This is a genomic window from Photorhabdus sp. RM322S, assembly GCF_042879395.1.
Classification (GTDB): domain Bacteria; phylum Pseudomonadota; class Gammaproteobacteria; order Enterobacterales; family Enterobacteriaceae; genus Photorhabdus; species Photorhabdus khanii.
Genome location: NZ_JBHFKW010000004.1, coordinates 64,739 through 82,716 on the forward strand (window position 1 = coordinate 64,739; position 17,978 = coordinate 82,716).

Annotated in this window: 14 protein-coding genes; 11 read left to right on the plus strand and 3 right to left on the minus strand. The window is 41.8% G+C overall.

The genetic code is table 11. From position 1 onward, the window contains the following. The first annotated feature begins 280 nt into the window (after positions 1-280). From pepA to ACGF63_RS03710, 7 genes are all read left to right on the plus strand, one after another. Positions 281-1,801, plus strand: coding sequence for a leucyl aminopeptidase (gene pepA / locus ACGF63_RS03680; protein ID WP_132352983.1), 1,521 nt, complete (start codon positions 281-283; stop codon positions 1,799-1,801). A 62-nt stretch (positions 1,802-1,863) separates the two neighbouring features. After that, entirely contained in the window at positions 1,864-2,313 is a 450-nt protein-coding gene (locus ACGF63_RS03685) for a DNA polymerase III subunit chi (RefSeq protein WP_152963381.1), read from the plus strand. 13 nt (positions 2,314-2,326) lie between these two features. Next, positions 2,327-5,224 carry a valine--tRNA ligase gene (locus ACGF63_RS03690; protein WP_387628881.1) on the plus strand — a complete coding sequence of 966 codons (2,898 nt, stop codon included), beginning with the start codon at positions 2,327-2,329 and terminating at the stop codon, positions 5,222-5,224. Between the two features lie 364 nt (positions 5,225-5,588). Beyond that, the gene (locus tag ACGF63_RS03695; protein ID WP_036844015.1) at positions 5,589-6,362 is read left to right on the plus strand and encodes an amino acid ABC transporter substrate-binding protein; all 774 of its coding nucleotides are present in this window, start codon (positions 5,589-5,591) and stop codon (positions 6,360-6,362) included. A 274-nt stretch (positions 6,363-6,636) separates the two neighbouring features. Beyond that, entirely contained in the window at positions 6,637-7,338 is a 702-nt protein-coding gene (locus ACGF63_RS03700) for an amino acid ABC transporter permease (protein WP_036844016.1), read from the plus strand. Then, complete coding sequence (locus ACGF63_RS03705; protein WP_036844019.1) at positions 7,316-8,080, plus strand: amino acid ABC transporter ATP-binding protein; 765 nt, start codon at positions 7,316-7,318, stop codon at positions 8,078-8,080. Before ACGF63_RS03700 ends, ACGF63_RS03705 begins: the two co-directional genes overlap by 23 nt. A 92-nt stretch (positions 8,081-8,172) precedes the next feature. Beyond that, positions 8,173-8,946, plus strand: coding sequence for an amino acid ABC transporter substrate-binding protein (locus tag ACGF63_RS03710; RefSeq protein ID WP_036844021.1), 774 nt, complete (start codon positions 8,173-8,175; stop codon positions 8,944-8,946). A gap of 42 nt (positions 8,947-8,988) precedes the next feature. Here the strand turns inward: ACGF63_RS03710 and ACGF63_RS03715 are convergent, their stop codons facing one another. After that, positions 8,989-9,375: a hypothetical protein gene (locus ACGF63_RS03715; RefSeq protein WP_152963384.1), complete on the minus strand. Its 387-nt coding sequence runs from the start codon at positions 9,373-9,375 to the stop codon at positions 8,989-8,991. A gap of 654 nt (positions 9,376-10,029) precedes the next feature. Here ACGF63_RS03715 and ACGF63_RS03720 point away from each other — a divergent pair. Next, positions 10,030-12,837, plus strand: a complete 2,808-nt coding sequence (locus ACGF63_RS03720; RefSeq protein ID WP_387628887.1) for an RHS repeat domain-containing protein — start codon at positions 10,030-10,032, stop codon at positions 12,835-12,837. 115 nt (positions 12,838-12,952) lie between these two features. On the opposite strand, the gene rraB is transcribed toward ACGF63_RS03720, so the two are convergent. Then, positions 12,953-13,369 (minus strand): ribonuclease E inhibitor RraB, encoded by a 417-nt coding sequence (gene rraB / locus ACGF63_RS03725; protein WP_023045479.1) that lies wholly within the window; start codon positions 13,367-13,369, stop codon positions 12,953-12,955. 164 nt (positions 13,370-13,533) lie between these two features. Here rraB and argF point away from each other — a divergent pair, with 164 nt between their 5' ends. The 3 genes from argF to ACGF63_RS03740 all read left to right on the plus strand — a co-directional run bounded on the left by argF (position 13,534) and on the right by ACGF63_RS03740 (position 16,390). Beyond that, positions 13,534-14,550 carry an ornithine carbamoyltransferase gene (gene argF / locus ACGF63_RS03730; RefSeq protein WP_152963386.1) on the plus strand — a complete coding sequence of 339 codons (1,017 nt, stop codon included), beginning with the start codon at positions 13,534-13,536 and terminating at the stop codon, positions 14,548-14,550. Between the two features lie 312 nt (positions 14,551-14,862). Continuing rightward, positions 14,863-15,786 carry an aspartate carbamoyltransferase gene (gene pyrB / locus ACGF63_RS03735; RefSeq protein ID WP_036844030.1) on the plus strand — a complete coding sequence of 308 codons (924 nt, stop codon included), beginning with the start codon at positions 14,863-14,865 and terminating at the stop codon, positions 15,784-15,786. Positions 15,787-16,015: 229 nt separating this feature from the next. After that, entirely contained in the window at positions 16,016-16,390 is a 375-nt protein-coding gene (locus ACGF63_RS03740) for a hypothetical protein (protein WP_387628891.1), read from the plus strand. Between the two features lie 111 nt (positions 16,391-16,501). On the opposite strand, the gene ACGF63_RS03745 is transcribed toward ACGF63_RS03740, so the two are convergent. Then, the gene (locus tag ACGF63_RS03745) at positions 16,502-17,722 is read right to left on the minus strand and encodes a DUF819 domain-containing protein (protein WP_152963388.1); all 1,221 of its coding nucleotides are present in this window, start codon (positions 17,720-17,722) and stop codon (positions 16,502-16,504) included. Positions 17,723-17,978 lie beyond the last annotated feature (256 nt).

Consider the following 17,978-nt stretch of genomic DNA (forward strand, 5'->3'; position numbering starts at 1 on the left):
CTGTGAAAACTTGTCTTTTTGCAGGAAAATGGCTAACTTCATTGTATATCTACTATTTATTATATGCATCAGTTTGGCTTCCCTATTGCTAAAATGTTCTCGAAGCATTTCATATTTATTTAGGTTCCCAATCAGAACATACTTAAATAGTTAGCTAAACAATTATTAAGTAGTGCGTTTAGCTTAACATAAAGAGTGAACTTTCTATGGGGTAGATTAATGCGGAACGCTATATTTTAACGATAGCGTCCGTCTTTGTCTTTAAGATTCAGGAGAACGCATGGAATTTAGTGTAAAAAGCGGTAGCCCGGAGAAACAGCGCAGTGCGTGTATCATTGTCGGCGTTTTCGAACCCCGCCGCCTTTCCCCTATTGCCGAACAGCTCGATAAAATAAGTGATGGTTATATCAGCGCCTTGCTGCGCCGTGGTGAACTGGAAGGCAAAGTTGGTCAATCTCTGCTGCTGCATCATGTTCCCAATGTGTTATCTGAACGTATTTTGCTCATCGGCTGCGGTAAAGAGCGCGAACTGGATGAGCGTCAGTATAAACAAATTGTCCAGAAAACGATCAATACCCTTAATGAAACAGGTTCAATGGAAGCGGTATGTTTCTTAACAGAGTTGCATGTTAAAGGCCGTAATAATTACTGGAAAGTGCGCCAGGCGGTAGAAACAGCCAAAGAGTCTCTCTATGTTTTTGACCAGCTTAAAAGTAATAAAAATGAGTTGCGCCGCCCACTGCGTAAAATGGTCTTCAATGTACCCACTCGCCGGGAGCTGACTAGCGGTGAACGTGCAATCCAACACGGTCTTGCTATTGCTGCCGGTATCAAAGCGGCCAAAGATCTTGGCAATATGCCGCCAAATATCTGTAACGCAGCTTACCTGGCCTCTCAGGCACGCCAACTCGCAGATTCTGCCAATAGTCATATTACAACCAAAGTCATTGGTGAAGAGCAGATGAAAGAGCTGGGAATGAACGCCTATTTGGCTGTTGGTCAGGGTTCTCAGAATGAATCTCTCATGTCAGTCATGGAATATAAAGGCAGTCCTGATAAAAATGCCAAACCCATTATCCTGGTTGGCAAGGGCCTGACTTTTGACTCTGGTGGTATTTCAATCAAACCTGCGGGTAGCATGGATGAGATGAAATACGATATGTGTGGTGCGGCAACAGTTTATGGTGTTATGCGTGTGGTTGCTGAGTTACAACTACCGCTCAATGTCATCGGTGTCATGGCAGGCTGTGAGAATATGCCAGGAGGTCGAGCTTACCGACCTGGAGATATTTTAACCACCCTATCTGGTCAGACTGTCGAAGTGCTCAATACGGATGCAGAAGGCCGATTGGTTCTGTGTGACACGTTAACTTACGTTGAACGTTTTGATCCGGAACTAGTCATTGATATCGCCACATTGACTGGTGCTTGCATCACTGCTCTTGGTAATCATTACAGTGGATTACTATCCAACCATAATCCACTGGCCCATGAACTACTAAATGCTTCTGAACAATCAGGTGATCGCGCATGGCGCCTGCCAATGACCGATGAGTTTTTTGAGCAAATCGATTCTAATTTCGCTGATCTGGCAAATACCGGTGGCAGTGGAGGTGGCGCAATTACCGCGGCCTGCTTCCTATCTCGCTTCGCCACAAAATATCACTGGGCACATCTGGATATCGCCGGTACTGCATGGCGTTCAGGTAAAGCAAAAGGTGCCACAGGCCGCCCGGTTGCATTACTGTCGCAATTCCTGTTAAATCGTGCAGGCAATGCCGGTATCAATAACGACGATTGATTTGATCTCCCCCGCTTATTAAAGGGCATTTACAATGCCCTTTTTTCGTAACAGAGACATTAATGAAAAGTGCCACGTTTTATTTACTGGAACAGCCATCACCTCAAGAGGATTTGCAGGCTCACGAATGGCTAGCATGTCAACTCACGGCTGACCAATGGCGAGCAGGAAAGCGGGTGCTGATTGCCTGTGAAGATCAACAACAGGCTGAAAAGTTAGATGAAGCTTTATGGCAACGGGAGCCTCATCAGTTCGTCCCGCATAACCTCGCGGGTGAAGGGCCAAGATATGGCGCCCCGGTTGAGTTATGTTGGCCACAAAAACGGGGAAACGCCCCCCGTGATATCCTGATAAATCTGCTGCCGCACTTTGCAGACTTTGCCACCGCTTTCCATGAAGTGATAGACTTTGTTCCTACAGATGAAAATTTGAAACAGTTGGCGCGTGAACGATATAAAACATATCGCAGCGTCGGCTTTAATTTGACCATGGCAACGCCGCCAACAGACTAAGTATCAAGATAAAATGGAAAAAACACCCGCTAACCAAACGCAATCCGAGCCATCTCTCGATAAAACTTACAATCCTAAAGAAATTGAGCAGCCTCTTTATACCCATTGGGAGAAAAGTGGTTATTTCAAACCTAATGGTGACACCAGCCGCGAAAGCTTCTGTATTGTTATCCCGCCACCAAATGTGACGGGCAGTCTGCATATGGGCCATGCGTTCCAGCAAACTATTATGGATACGATGATCCGTTATCAGCGGATGCAGGGTAAAAACACCTTATGGCAATCCGGTACTGACCATGCAGGTATTGCTACTCAAATGGTAGTTGAACGTAAGATCGCAGCAGAAGAAGGCAAAACCCGTCACGATTATGGCCGCGATGCTTTTATCGATAAAATCTGGCAGTGGAAAGCAGAGTCTGGCGGCACGATTACCAATCAGATGCGCCGTCTGGGTAACTCTGTTGACTGGGAGCGTGAACGTTTTACCATGGATGAAGGTCTGTCCAACGCCGTAAAAGAAGCTTTTGTCCGTTTATATAAAGAAAACCTGATTTACCGGGGCAAACGTCTGGTTAACTGGGACCCGAAACTGCACACTGCAATTTCTGATCTGGAAGTTGAGAACCGGGAAATTAAAGGTTCTATGTGGCATCTGCGTTATCCGCTGGCTGACGGCGTAACAACCGCAGAAGGTAAAGATTACCTGATCATTGCAACTACCCGGCCTGAAACTATGCTGGGCGATACCGGTGTAGCAGTTAACCCGGAAGATCCGCGTTATAAGGATTTAATCGGCAAACAGATCATTCTGCCATTAGTTAACCGCCGCATTCCTATTGTCGGTGATGAACACGCGGATATGGAAAAAGGCACCGGTTGCGTGAAAATCACGCCTGCCCATGACTTCAATGACTATGAAGTAGGTAAACGCCATGCTCTGCCAATGATCAATATCATGACACTTGATGGCAATATCCGTAATGAAGCAGAAGTTTTCGATACCAATGGCGAGATTTCTGATGCCTACTGTTCTGATATTCCAGCTGAATACCAAGGCATGGAGCGTTTTGCCGCCCGTAAAGCGATAGTTGCTGAGTTTGAAAGACTGGGTCTGCTGGCCGAAATCAAAGCTCATGATCTGACCGTTCCTTATGGCGATCGTGGTGGTGTGGTTATTGAGCCAATGCTGACTGATCAATGGTATGTCCGTACAGCGCCTCTGGCGAAAGTGGCTATCGAAGCCGTTGAAAATGGCGATATCCAGTTCGTACCTAAGCAGTATGAAAATATGTATTACTCCTGGATGCGCGATATTCAAGACTGGTGTATCTCCCGTCAATTGTGGTGGGGCCACCGTATCCCGGCGTGGTATGACGCTGAAGGTAATGTCTATGTAGGCCGCAACGAAGAAAAAGTTCGTCGTGAAAATAATCTGGGTGCAGATATCGCCCTAAACCAAGATGAAGATGTCCTGGATACTTGGTTCTCTTCCGGTCTGTGGACTTTTTCTACTCTTGGCTGGCCAGAACAAACTGAAGCACTGAAAACTTTCCATCCAACGGACGTGTTGGTGAGTGGCTTTGACATCATTTTCTTTTGGATTGCCCGTATGATCATGATGACCATGCATTTCATCAAAGATGAAAATGGCAAACCTCAGGTTCCATTTAAGACCGTCTACATGACCGGTCTTATCCGGGATGACGAAGGCCAAAAGATGTCCAAATCCAAAGGAAATGTCATTGACCCGCTGGATATGGTTGACGGTATTTCTCTGGAAGATCTGCTGGAAAAACGTACCGGCAATATGATGCAGCCACAATTGGCTGAAAAAATCCGCAAGCGTACAGAGAAGCAATTCCCGGCGGGTATTGAATCTCACGGTACCGATGCCCTGCGCTTTACACTGGCGGCATTGGCCTCTACGGGCCGTGATATCAACTGGGATATGAAGCGTCTGCAAGGTTATCGTAATTTCTGTAACAAACTGTGGAACGCCAGCCGTTTTGTTCTAATGAATACGGAAGGTCAGGATTGCGGCCAAAATGGCGGCGAAATGGCGCTGTCACTGGCTGATCGCTGGATCCTGGCTGAATTTAACCAGACAGTAAAAGCTTATCGTGAAGCACTGGATACCTATCGTTTTGATATGGCTGCCAATATTCTTTATGAATTCACCTGGAATCAGTTCTGTGACTGGTATCTGGAGCTGTCTAAACCGGCGATCAACAAAGGTTCAGAAGCAGAAGTTCGTGGTACCCGCCATACATTGATTGAAGTTCTGGAAGGGTTATTGCGTCTGGCTCATCCTATTATTCCATTTATCACCGAAACCATTTGGCAGCGGGTGAAAGTGGTTAAGGGGATTGAAGCAGATACCATTATGCTGCAACCGTTCCCAGAATTTGATCAGGCGAAAGCAGATGAACTCGCGCTAATCGATCTGGAATGGATTAAAGAAGCGATTATTGCGGTACGCAATATTCGTGCTGAAATGAACATCGCACCAGGTAAGCCGCTAGAAGTTCTGCTACGTAATGCTGATGCAGGCGCGCAACGTCGTGTAGCGGAAAACCTGAATTTTATTCAGGCAATGGGCCGCCTTTCTGCTGTCACTCTGCTGCCTGCTGGTGAAGAAGCTCCGGTCTCTGTAACCAAGCTGATTAATGGTGCAGAGGTGTTAATCCCAATGGCGGGCTTAGTCGATAAACAAGCCGAGTTGAGCCGTTTGGATAAAGAGATTGAGAAGCTGGATAAAGAGATTGGCAGCATTGAAGGTAAACTGTCGAATGAAGGCTTTGTCAGCCGTGCGCCCGAAGCCGTTGTCACTAAAGAGCGTGAACGCCTGGCAACCTGTAATGCATCAAAAGAGAAGCTGTTAGCTCAGAAGGAAACCATTGCTGCGCTATAATATTCTCAACAAGTAAATTTTCATCAAAGCCACTGCAATTCGTTGTCAGTGGCTTTTTAATTCAAAACGTAAACGATAAAATTTATAATAAAATGTAAATTCAGCCCATTCTATATAAACACCATCAAATATATTGAAAATAACAACAACTATTTCATTAATAAGGACACATATAATAAATATTTATTTTATTCATTTTTTCATATTTATATATCTGAAATTACAATATGATATAATTTTATTTTATATATAAATCATTAAATTTCTCATATTATATCTGGAATAAATTCACACAAATAAATATATTATTACCAGTAAAACATCAAATTATAATTTAATAGCTATAATAATCTGGAGAAATAAAATGAAAATAATTTTTACCCTGTTATTGGCAAGTACTGTGCAATTCGGTCTTGTACATCCTGCCAATGCAGAATCAACGTTTGATAAGATTCAATCCACCGGCATATTCAAAATTGCGACTGAAGGGGCTTATCCACCCTTTACCTATCGCGACGCTTCAGGCACTTTGACTGGTTTTGATGTCGATATCGGTCGTGAAATTGCCCATCGGCTGAATGTCAAACCGACATTTATTGAGGGAAAATGGGATGGGCTTATTGCCGGGTTGGATGCCGGGCGTTCTGATGCTGTCATTAATCAAATTGCGATTACTCCTGAGCGCCAGAAAAAATATGATTTTTCTATCCCATATATCACATCTCAAGCCGTACTTATCACCAATAAAGATAACAACAGCATAAAAACATTCAGCGATTTGCAAGGCAAAACCTCAGCACATACTCTGACCAACAACTTCGCTCAGATAGCAAGAAATAATGGCGCGGAAATCATCGGCACGAATGGATTTAGCCAGGAAATCGAACTGGTCAGTACCGGTAGAGCCGATGCCACTATCAACGATAGCCTCTCTTATCTGGACTATAAGAAGCACAAGCCAAATGCACCGGTGAAAATTGTTGCGTCGGATCCAAACGCAGGGCAAACAGCAATTTTACTCCGCCAAGGCGAGTCAGAACTAAAAACGGCTATTGATAAAGCAATCGTTGATATCAAAGCCGATGGTACCTATCAGCGCATCTGGGCTCAATACTTTGGCGACAATACTCCCGAATAAGTGAAACATACCTTACTCAAATAAACCAGTTCCCTCAACGTTAGATACAAACTCTAACCAGGGAACTTTATCGCTAATCCAGTTGAATTGAAGAATTAGGGAATATTTTCATCAAACATGAAATATATTGATTTATACAAACCCTTTTATATATCTAAAATGATCATATGATATAACTTTATTTTATATATATAAACTCCCAGCTTGCCATATGATATTTAAAACAATCTCATAAAAATAAATATATTTTTATATTACACAATAGGGAAAGTATATGGAGCCCTCCTGGTTTAATTTAGTACTCGATTCTTTCTGGCCTATGCTTTATGCGGGCTTTACTTTCACTATTCCGCTGACGCTTATTACCTTTACTCTTGGTATCATACTTGGGTTTATCGTTGCACTAATCCGGCTTTACGGGCCAAAACCGCTTATTGCTGTCGCCAAATTCTACGTATGGCTGATCCGTGGTACACCGTTACTTGTGCAACTGTTTCTTATTTTTTATGCCTTACCCAGCGTTGGTATTACGCTAGGCGCATTTACCTCAGCCGTTATTGGTTTCACACTGAATATTGGCGCCTATACCTCTGAGGTGATCCGCGCCACTTTATTATCTGTACCAAAAGGGCAGTGGGAAGCGGCTTATTCTATTGGTATGAGCTGGACACAATCATTACGCCGGATCATTCTGCCTCAAGCGGCGAGAATCGCTATTCCGCCACTCTCAAACACATTTATTTCTCTGGTGAAAGATACTTCATTAGCCTCAGTCATTACCGTACCGGAACTTTTCCTTGCTGCACAACGTATTGCGGCGGTGACTTATCAACCCCTCATTCTTTATACCGAGGCTGCAATACTTTATCTGATAATCAGTTCAGTATTGTCATCATTGCAAACCCGTCTGGAAAAGAAGTTCTCACAACAGAGTGATACAAAGGAATTAAAAGATGATTCAGCTCTCCGGCATTGAAAAAAGTTTTGACGGGCAAAAGGTCCTGAAAAATATTGATCTTAACATTGAGGAAGGCAGTCTTACCGCCCTGATCGGCCCATCAGGAAGTGGCAAAAGCACGCTGTTACGCTGCATCAACTTATTAGAAATTCCCCAAGCCGGGAAGCTGCAAATCGGCAGTGAAAGTATGACCTTCATCGGTAAAGAGCGCATTGCTCATAAGGATATACAACGGATCCGCCAGCAAACCGGCATGGTGTTTCAAAATTTTCAACTTTTCCCTCATCTGACGGTGATTGAAAACATTATGGAAGGGCTGATTTGGGTACAGAAATGGTCGCCAGAAAAAGCTAAAAAGCGGGCGCTTGAGCTGCTGGAAAAGGTTGGCATGTCACACAAAGTCGACGTCTTGCCTGCCACGCTATCCGGTGGTCAGCAACAACGTGTAGCAATTGCCAGAGCGCTGGCACCTTCTCCCAAAGTGTTATTGTGTGATGAGCCAACTTCCGCGCTTGATCCGGAATTATCGCTGGAAGTGGTTGCTGTATTGAAGCAGTTGGCTAAAGAAGGAACGACGATGTTGATGGCAACACACGATCTGCGTCTGGCAGCCAATCTTGCCTACAACGTCATATTTTTAGAATCTGGCGAAATTGTCGAATCGGGGACATCGAAAACGATTTTTACTCGTGCCCTCAAGCAGCGGACGGTTGAATTTGTTTCAACTTTAACGAATACCTTACCGGATTGGGAGATATAACCCACCGTTAAAAGCACCTTGCCGTAATTGTGCTTTGAATCCATCAAGTCAATTACGATTAAATAAATTTTCTGACAGGTTGGAGAAATAAAATGAAAGCATTCCTCACCGTATTATTGGCTGGCGTCATTCAATTTGGCATTGCATATTCTGCCAGTGCAGAGTCTGGTCTTGATAACATTAAATCAACCGGCGTATTTAAAATCGCTACCGAAGGAACCTATCCGCCATTTACCTATCACAATGCTTCAGGAGCCTTAACCGGTTTTGATGTTGATATTGGCCACGAAATCGCACGCCGTCTGAATGTCAAAGCGGAATTCACCGAAGGGAAGTGGGATGGGCTTATTGCCGGACTTGATGCCAAACGCTATGACGCAGTAATTAACCAAGTCGCTATTACACCAGAGCGTAAAAAGAAATATGACTTTTCCGCTCCGTATATCATATCTAAAGCCGTACTTATCACCCGCAAAAATAATGACAGTATTAAAACGTTCAGCGATCTAAAAGGTAAAACTTCAAGTCATTCCTTAACCAGTAATTACGCTCAATTAGCAAAACGTCACGGCGCAGAAATCGTCCCCACTGAAGGATTTAATCAGTCAATTGATTTGGTTGCTACAGGCAGAGCCGATGCTACTATCAACGATAATCTCTCCTATCTGGATTTTAAGAAACACAAACCCAATGCACCGGTAAAAATTGTCGCAACTGAACCCAATGGTGATCAGGTCGGTATTCTAATCCGGAAAGGCGAACCAGAATTACAAGCTGCTATCGATAAAGCGTTAGCCGATATCAAAGCGGATGGCACTTATCTGCGTATTTCTACTCAATATTTTGGCACCGACGTTTCTAAATAAGAAAATAACCGCTTCTTTTTGCAAGAAGCGGTTCTCTCTTAATTAAATTATTTTGAATTTCAATATCTGATTATTATCTATATAGAAACGCAAAGTTTTATTCCCTCCTCCTGAACTTGGCCCTTCTATATTCTTTGCATTGGCATAGCTAAAATCCTCTCCTTTATAATATTTCATTTGATCCTTATGAGGTGGATTCCAATAATCTTGAAAAACCCAAATAATCGCGGTGCTTGGTTCACCCACTATCGTTATACGGATAGCCTTATTACTCTCCTCTTGATTCCCAATCCATGGCACCTTAATGTTAGTTATCAATCCAGAGTTAGCATTAATAATATGAGTCCTGCCATTATTTTGACCTTCCACAATATAGATTTTTCTGGGAGTATCATTAATAACTTTCCTAATATGAGTTACGCTAGCCATTTGAAACACCTTTTTTAAGTTAATGTTATTTTCCTAAGGTAATTAATGTTAATATATATGACATTACTATTAACTTACTAATACAGAGTAAAATCATAATCAATAATATCAATGCGTTAGAAAAAAATTATAAAACTGAATTATTTTCTTCTGTTAATAAATTGGAATTATTCAAATACTTTACCAACACATATATTATAGACAATGGCAATAATTATTCTTAATTTATTTTACATCAAAGAGTTAATAGAAAAACCACCAAACTTTCTTATATATTTCATTTCAATATCCGCAAACAAATCTTTAATATCAAAAACAAATTAAACGATAAAAGACATTTTCAAAAAAATTTAAAATCAATCCAATTCAATATTATTGGTTTTTATATAAAAACATAATATAAATAAAAATCTTTATTTATATTATTAATCCAAAAAATAATATAATATTTATCGTCCATAAAAAATTTCAATGAAAATAATTTCTCTGCTCTTATACCATTCTATTTCTATCTATTGAAATATTAATTCCCATACTGTAAATTTCAAAAATTATCACACTATTCTGTTAAAGATTTATTCATTCCATAGTAAAGTCTCAGGTTGTTACTACCAAGTTGCCTAAACGAATTGAAACATCACAAGGAGCTAAAATATGATTGGTTACAATTCTGCAATTAACCGAAATACCCCATCTGTCAATGTACTGGATAACCGAGGGCTGAATGTACGTACTCTGGAATATCTGCGTACTCAAGCTGATGAAGAAAACAGTAGCGAATTAATCACTCGCTATGAGTTCAATACTCAGGGATTTCAAGTAAAAAGTACTGATCCACGGAGGTATAAAAACCAAAATGGTTCGAACTTTACTCGTGTCTTTAATCTGGCTGGCAATACACTGCGTGAAGAAAGTATTGATGCTGGCCGAACCATTACATTGAACGATATCGAAGGACGCCCAGTACTGAGCATCAATGCAATAGGTGTTCGTCAAACCAATCACTATGAAGATAACACTCTACCCGGCCGCTTACTCACCGTCACCGAGTTGGTGCAAGAAAACGAGAAAATCACAGAACGCCTTATCTGGGCAAGTCATTCAGATGCGGAGAAAAACCAAAATCTCGCCGGACAATGTGTACGCCATTATGACACTGCGGGGCTGGTACAACTGGAAAGCCTTTCCCTGACAGGAACCATTTTGTCGCAATCCCGTCAACTGATAGCCGACGATCAGGAAGCTGACTGGCGCAGTGACGATGAAAATAATTGGCGTACAAAACTGAATGACAACATATTCACGACTCAAAATAAAACCGATGCCATTGGTGCTCTGCTAACCCAGATCGATGCGAAGGGAAATGTACAACGGCTGTCTTATGACGTGGCAGGTCAATTGAAAGGGAGTTGGTTAACACTAAAAGGCCAGTCTGAAAAAGTTATTGTGCGGTCTCTTACCTGGTCAGCAGCCGGACAAAAATTACGTGAAGAACACGGTAACGGCGTTATTACGGAATATACCTATGAACCAGAAACCCTGCGATTAATCAACATCACAACCCGCCGAACTCAGGATAGCGCAAAACCACTACAGGACTTACGTTATGAATATGATCCGGTTGGCAATGTGATCAGTATTCGTAATGACGCAGAAGCAACCCGATTCTGGCGTAATCAGAAAGTGGTACCGGAAAATGCTTATGCCTATGATTCTTTGTACCAGCTAATCAAAGCAACCGGCCGCGAAATAGCTAACATTGGTCAACAAGGAAACCAACTTCCTTCCCCAGTTACCCCACTTCCTACTGATGACAACACCTATACCAACTATACCCGAACCTATTCCTACGACGATAGCGGCAACCTGACGCAGATCCGACATAGCGCTCCGGCAAGTAACAATAGCTACACCACGGATATGACTATCTCAAACCGCAATAACCGTGGCGTCTTAAGCACCCTGACCAAAGATCCCAATCTCGTTGATACATTCTTTGATGCAGGTGGTCATCAAACCAGCCTGTTATCAGGGCAATCTCTAAACTGGACATCACGGGGAGAACTACAGCAAGTCAGCCAGAATGGAAACACCGGAAGCGAGTGGTATCGTTATGGCAGTGATGGAATGCGGGTACTGAAAGTAAATGAGCAGCAAACAGCGAATGCCATGCAGCGGCGAGTCACTTACCTGCCCGGCCTGGAACTGCGTACCACACAAAACGGCGCCAATATAACGGAAGACCTGCAAGTTATTACTGTTGGAAAAGCGGGGCGGGCACAAGTACGGGTACTACACTGGGAAAAAGGCCAGCCAGCGAGCATAGATAACAATCAAGTCAGATACAGCTACGATAATCTGACAGACAGCAGCGAACTGGAACTGGATATGCACGGGGAAATTATCAGTTGGGAAGAATATTACCCCTACGGTGGGACCGCAGTATGGGCGGCAAGAAACCAGATTGAAGCCGGTTATAAAACTATTCGTTATTCAGGTAAAGAACGTGATGCAACGGGACTGTACTATTATGGCTACCGCTATTATCAACCTTGGGCAGGTAGATGGTTAAGCGCAGACCCAGCAGGAACAGTGGATGGTTTAAATCTGTACCGTATGGTAAGAAACAATCCAATGACAGGGATAGATGAAGATGGGCGCATATTTAAAACAGTAGCAACAGGCGCATTAGGTGTTGGAGGTGTAGCATATGAACTTTACAAGCATAGAAATCAACAAGCTGAAAGGCCGCAAATATCATCTCCCACATCTGAATCCTATGGTGATCAACAAATAAGTAAAATCACACAAAAAGCGAGCACTTTAAAAGCAAACTATGACCCGATTAAGCAGATGGCACATAACATAACGGGACGCAAAGAAGCGGCAGAACATCTCGCACACGGACAAGTCCCTGGTGTTCAAGCAATAAAAGAGGGAGCAAGTTTAGTCGCGACTGCCGGAGAATTTGCCGCAGCCGGCAATGTAGGTGAGTTAAACAAAACAGAGCTGACAAAAGCCGCAGGAACCGATGCAATTAATAATTTTAGCCTCACTTTTGCAGGGATAAAAAAAGTATTCAAAGCAGGTACCGCCACTGCTACCGTCACCCCAGAGAAACTGGAAGAATTGCAAAAAGCCTCCGATGATTTAAAGGAGGTTGCAACGGATACGTTAATTACAGGAGCATCACTGGGCGCGACTGTCGGCGCTACGCTAGATACAGCAGCAGCGATTGCACCACATCCAGCGGCTAAAATAGCATTAAAAGGCCTGTCTCTGGCATGGAAAGTGACCGGCGTTGTTCATACCGCAGAAGAGTTAGGAGAACTCGCAGAAAAACATAAGGATCTGGTTTCTAATGAGCTGGGACAAGAATTAAAACGGGAAATCACCGAAGCAAACCAAATCAGGAAAGGGACGATTCTTTCAAAGGTCAGAGAACATGGTTTGATAAGATAATCCAATAAAATACAATAGTCCTTATTCGCAAAAGCATATAAGGACTATTTTGCTTTAAATCACATGCATCAGCCACGACCAGGGCTAACACAAGATTTATAACGAACTGATTTTATTAATGAAGTCTGGTCTCACCCTGCTCTGGCAAATCATCTTCGCCGTCTTCATCTTGCTCATCAGGATCTTCGAAATAAGTGCCCCAGCCGTCATAATTGACGCCCATCTTCTGAGCCAGATTTACCAATTGTTCAACCTGAGCATCGATCAATTCAGCATTCAACCCACATTCGCTGATGACATCACAACACATCAGAATAGAACCATCTTCGATTTCCAATTCTTCCGCATCAGTCACTTCATAACCCAGCTTAAAGGCTTCAACTGCCGCCTTTTCCAACAGATTAAAATCTTCCGCAGAAAAGTGGTGTTCAATGGCATAAAGCGCATCTGGATCACTACCATCTTCCAGTAATTCTTCAATAATAAGGCGCGTTTCTTCGCGTTGTTCTTCTAAGTCTTTTTGATTTGCCATACCCAATACCCTCAATCAGTTGGCCGTCCCAACGTTCATTCTCCCACACCACAAGCAGGCTAACCACTGTTTACATCAAAGAAATCTAATGCGGAGTTGAAATTGAATTTTTATAGATATAAATTGAATTTAAATGCAAGAAATAACTGTGGAGATATCCAACAATGAATCCATTCTATCAACGTAATTTCCTAAGGTTGCTTGATTTTTCCTCAGCAGAAATCCATGTCTTCCTAAAACTGGCGGCTGAATTAAAATCGACTAAAAAATCCGGCACAGAAAAAGCCTGGCTAACAGGTAAAAATATTGTGCTGATTTTTGAAAAAGACTCCACCCGCACTCGCTGTTCATTTGAAGTAGCCGCTTACGATCAGGGGGCAAATATCACCTACCTTGGCTCCAGTGGCAGCCAGATTGGTCATAAAGAATCAATTAAGGATACCGCCCGTATACTTGGCCGCATGTATGACGGTATTCAATATCGCGGCTATGCTCAGAAAGTGGTTGAAGCCCTGGCAAAATATGCAGATGTTCCTGTATGGAATGGGCTGACGGATGAATTTCACCCTACTCAGTTACTGGCAGATTTGCTGACTATTCAGGAGCATCAACCAAAGAAACCGCTGTCAGAAATCAAATTCGCCTACTTGGGGGATGCCCGTAACAATATGGGTAATACTATGTTGGAAGCCGCGGCATTGACAGGCATGGATGTTCGGTTAATTGCTCCTGAACAGTACTGGCCAGATGCAACACTGGTTGCTGAATGTCAGAAACTGGCCGAAAAAACAGGCGGGAAAATTACGCTAACCGAAAATGTCCCTGAGGGGGTTAAAGACGCTGATTTTCTTTATACCGATGTCTGGGTTTCTATGGGAGAGCCAAAAGAAGTTTGGCAACAACGGGTTAACCTATTGAAACCTTATCAGGTGAATATGGATGTGGTGAACATGACAGGCAATCCACAGGTAAAATTCCTGCACTGCCTGCCCGCATTCCATGATGAAGAAACGACGTTAGGCAAGCAACTCGCCGCTGAATTTAATATGTATGGGGGGCTGGAAGTCACCAATGAAGTTTTTGAGTCAGAGCATAGCATTGTGTTTGATCAGGCAGAAAATCGTCTGCATACCATTAAAGCGATAATGGTAGCGACACTGGCAAGTGATCTTAAAATCTAATTAGTTATGATGTCCGCAGGGCTATGTCTGCAAAGAAGAGGTCCTGCGAATATCATTTTTCTTCGGGCAAACGCTTGCTGTGAGATTTTTCGCGAGTATAATGCGCCACAATTTGCCGGGAGAAATCATGAAAAACAGCACTTCTTTTCATCAAGCTAAAGTGCGGGTGCAACTGCCTAAAGGCGGCCAGCAATCATTGTTTTTCCCGTTGCTAAACCAATCATTTAATGCCCCTCATTGAGGGGCTTTTTTTTGCCCGGTAATCAATTGATGATCACCACCCCGGATGTCAGCATTAGAGGAGAGTGAAAAATGGCTAATCCGTTATATCGCAAACATATCATCTCAATAAATGATTTGAGCCGCGAAGATCTGGAATTGGTGTTGCGAACCGCTGCCACACTGAAAGCCAGACCACAGCCTGAATTGCTGAAACACAAGGTTATCGCCAGCTGTTTCTTTGAAGCCTCTACCCGTACCCGGCTCTCTTTTGAAACCGCAATCCACCGCCTTGGCGCTTCCGTGGTTGGCTTTTCAGACAGCAGCAACACCTCCTTGGGTAAGAAAGGCGAAACACTGGCAGATACTATTTCCGTTATCAGCCAATATGTTGACGCTATCGTGATGCGCCACCCGCAGGAAGGTGCTCCGCGCCTGGCGTCCGAATTTTCCGGTCATACTCCGATTATCAATGCTGGTGATGGTGCTAACCAACATCCAACACAAACCTTACTGGATCTGTTCACTATTCAAGAAACTCAGCAACGGCTGGATAGTCTGAATATCGCTATGGTTGGTGACCTGAAATATGGCCGCACGGTTCATTCACTGTCACAAGCGTTGGCGAAATTTAATGGCAACCATTTTTATTTTATCGCCCCGGAAGCATTGGCAATGCCAAATCATATTCTTCATATGCTGAATGAAAAAGGCGCCACCTACAGCCTGCATACCAATATAGAAGAAGTGTTGCCGGAACTAGATATTCTTTATATGACTCGCGTGCAAAAAGAGCGCCTTGATCCATCCGAATACGCCAATGTAAAAGCGCAATTTGTTCTGCATACTGCCGATCTGACGGGAGCGAAAGAGAACCTCAAAATTTTGCATCCATTGCCACGTATTGATGAGATTTCTGTTGATGTAGATAAAACCCCCCATGCCTATTATTTCCAACAGGCAGAAAATGGTATTTATGCCCGTCAGGCACTATTGTCTCTAGTTTTAAATGAGTGATTAAAGAAAATATTGAATGTCCTCAAATGGAATCGTTATCATTTACTTTTGAAATGACGTTCTACTTCTGTATATAATTGAATAGCAAGTCTATTTATTCACCTTCAAAATTAAAAGTGAACTCAGATAATACACTGGCAGACTTAGAGGTACAATTAACGCATATTTTATGCCTCCTGATGGAGGCATATCATTAACGTTCAAACGTCAATCAATTAAGGACATTAAAATGAGTAATGATTTTTTTGGGCTAATTGGAATGTATTTTATTAGCTATTATGCACTTAGATTTTTAAAACGTTATTCAGAAAAAACAGGTATCAAATGGAATAATCCCAGGAGGAATACATTAGGATTGATAATATTATCAGCGATTGCTTTTCTGACCGGTTATTGTATAGGACATACCGATGCATACACTAATTTATATAATTACTCTCATCTCTTAGCCAGGCTAGAATACCTATGGGTTACTTCTGCTTTATTATTAAGTGTTATTTTAAGCAAAGAGTATTATAAAGAATATTTTACGAATTTCTCAATACTATTTACATCATCACTAATATTCTTATTCGGCTTCCAAGGTTTTTATATAACCATTTAATAGAGATGATAACTAAACCCTATAAATACATCATAAGAATTCAATATATTCACAATTAATTTTAAAAGCACTAAATTTTTAACATCGATAAAAACTTAGTGCTTGAGAATATCATACAATTTCTGTAACAATAAAATAAACAATTGCGCCAACATAGTTACCAATCACATATCCTACTGTGCCAATAACCATAATAGGCCCAACTAAATTTACCCAACCTTTACTGATAGCTAACGCCGCAGCCGTTGTTGGACCACCAATATTTGCATTACACGCTAATATAATTTCCTCAAGATTAAATTTAAATAATTTCCCTACACCAAGAGTCAATAATAAATTAATCATTGCAACAATAAATACAAATAAAAACAACAAAGGCGCATTGATAATAATTAATTTTATAGAAGCAGGGATACCTATTACAACGAAGAACATATAAATCGCATAAGTTCCTAATTCCTGACTACCATTTAGATTATTAAAAGCCTTTTTGAATATCGAAACCATAGTGAAAGTTATTGTTGTTAAAATAAGATATTTATCTGATATCAAACTAAAAAATAACTCTTGATAGATATTTTCAGGTTGTCCTGAAAACGCTTTTAACCAAGCCGATAATTTAAACGAAATAACGACTATAAAGATAGACCATGCTAAAGATAATGAAATATCCTTCAGTGAGATATTCTTAGGTTGCCAATAGGATCCTGCCAAAGATTTCGATCTATCTGAATTGGGATCACTTTCTATCGCCTCAGAATAAGAACTTCGCCAAAACTTTCTTGCAAATGACCAGCCTGCCAAGGCTATTAATACTATGAAAAAACAAGCTACCACGAGATTATCAGCAACGATAGTTGATGCCGTCATATTTTGAGTGGGTTCCAGCTTGGCTGCCATTGCCGCAAAATTGACTCCACCACCAGTATATGACGCGGAAATCATAGCACTGATTTTATCCAATTCAGGGATATAATTCCTGAGAAGTTTAAATGCTAAAACCGCACCAATTATAGTCGCGACAGAAGACATTAAGAATAATATAAGCAGCCTCCCGCTTTCTTTAATAATACTCTGTAAATCAACCTTAAATAATAATAAAGGTATTGCCAGCGGCACTATATATTGCCAAACAGCATCGTATACTACCGATTCGGTCGGTATTATATATAAATTGGATGCAAAAATAGCAATAATCAATGCCATAATGGCACCGGGTACTTTCGATGCCCACTTATATCTCTGTTCCATTACAATCGCCAGTGTCGCGGCAATCATCACAAAGGCCCAAAGGAATAAAGTATCATTAGGATCAATCAGAGTATTATTCATTATTTTTCCTATCACCTCGTTTATCATCTCATAATAAAAACACACTCAGAAAAATAAATCATTAGAGTGGAGAAAATTTTAAATGGAAACCCTATTCTAAAGCAAAAAGATCAATATCCCTTAGAAGGGAATGTACCAAGATGTTAGGACTTTTAGGAGAATACACCAACTCATGAATCAGGCATTACCTTCATACTTTTATCAACAGCAGAATCAGCAATCTAACGTTAAAAGTACGCTAGAAGTTGCCCATCAG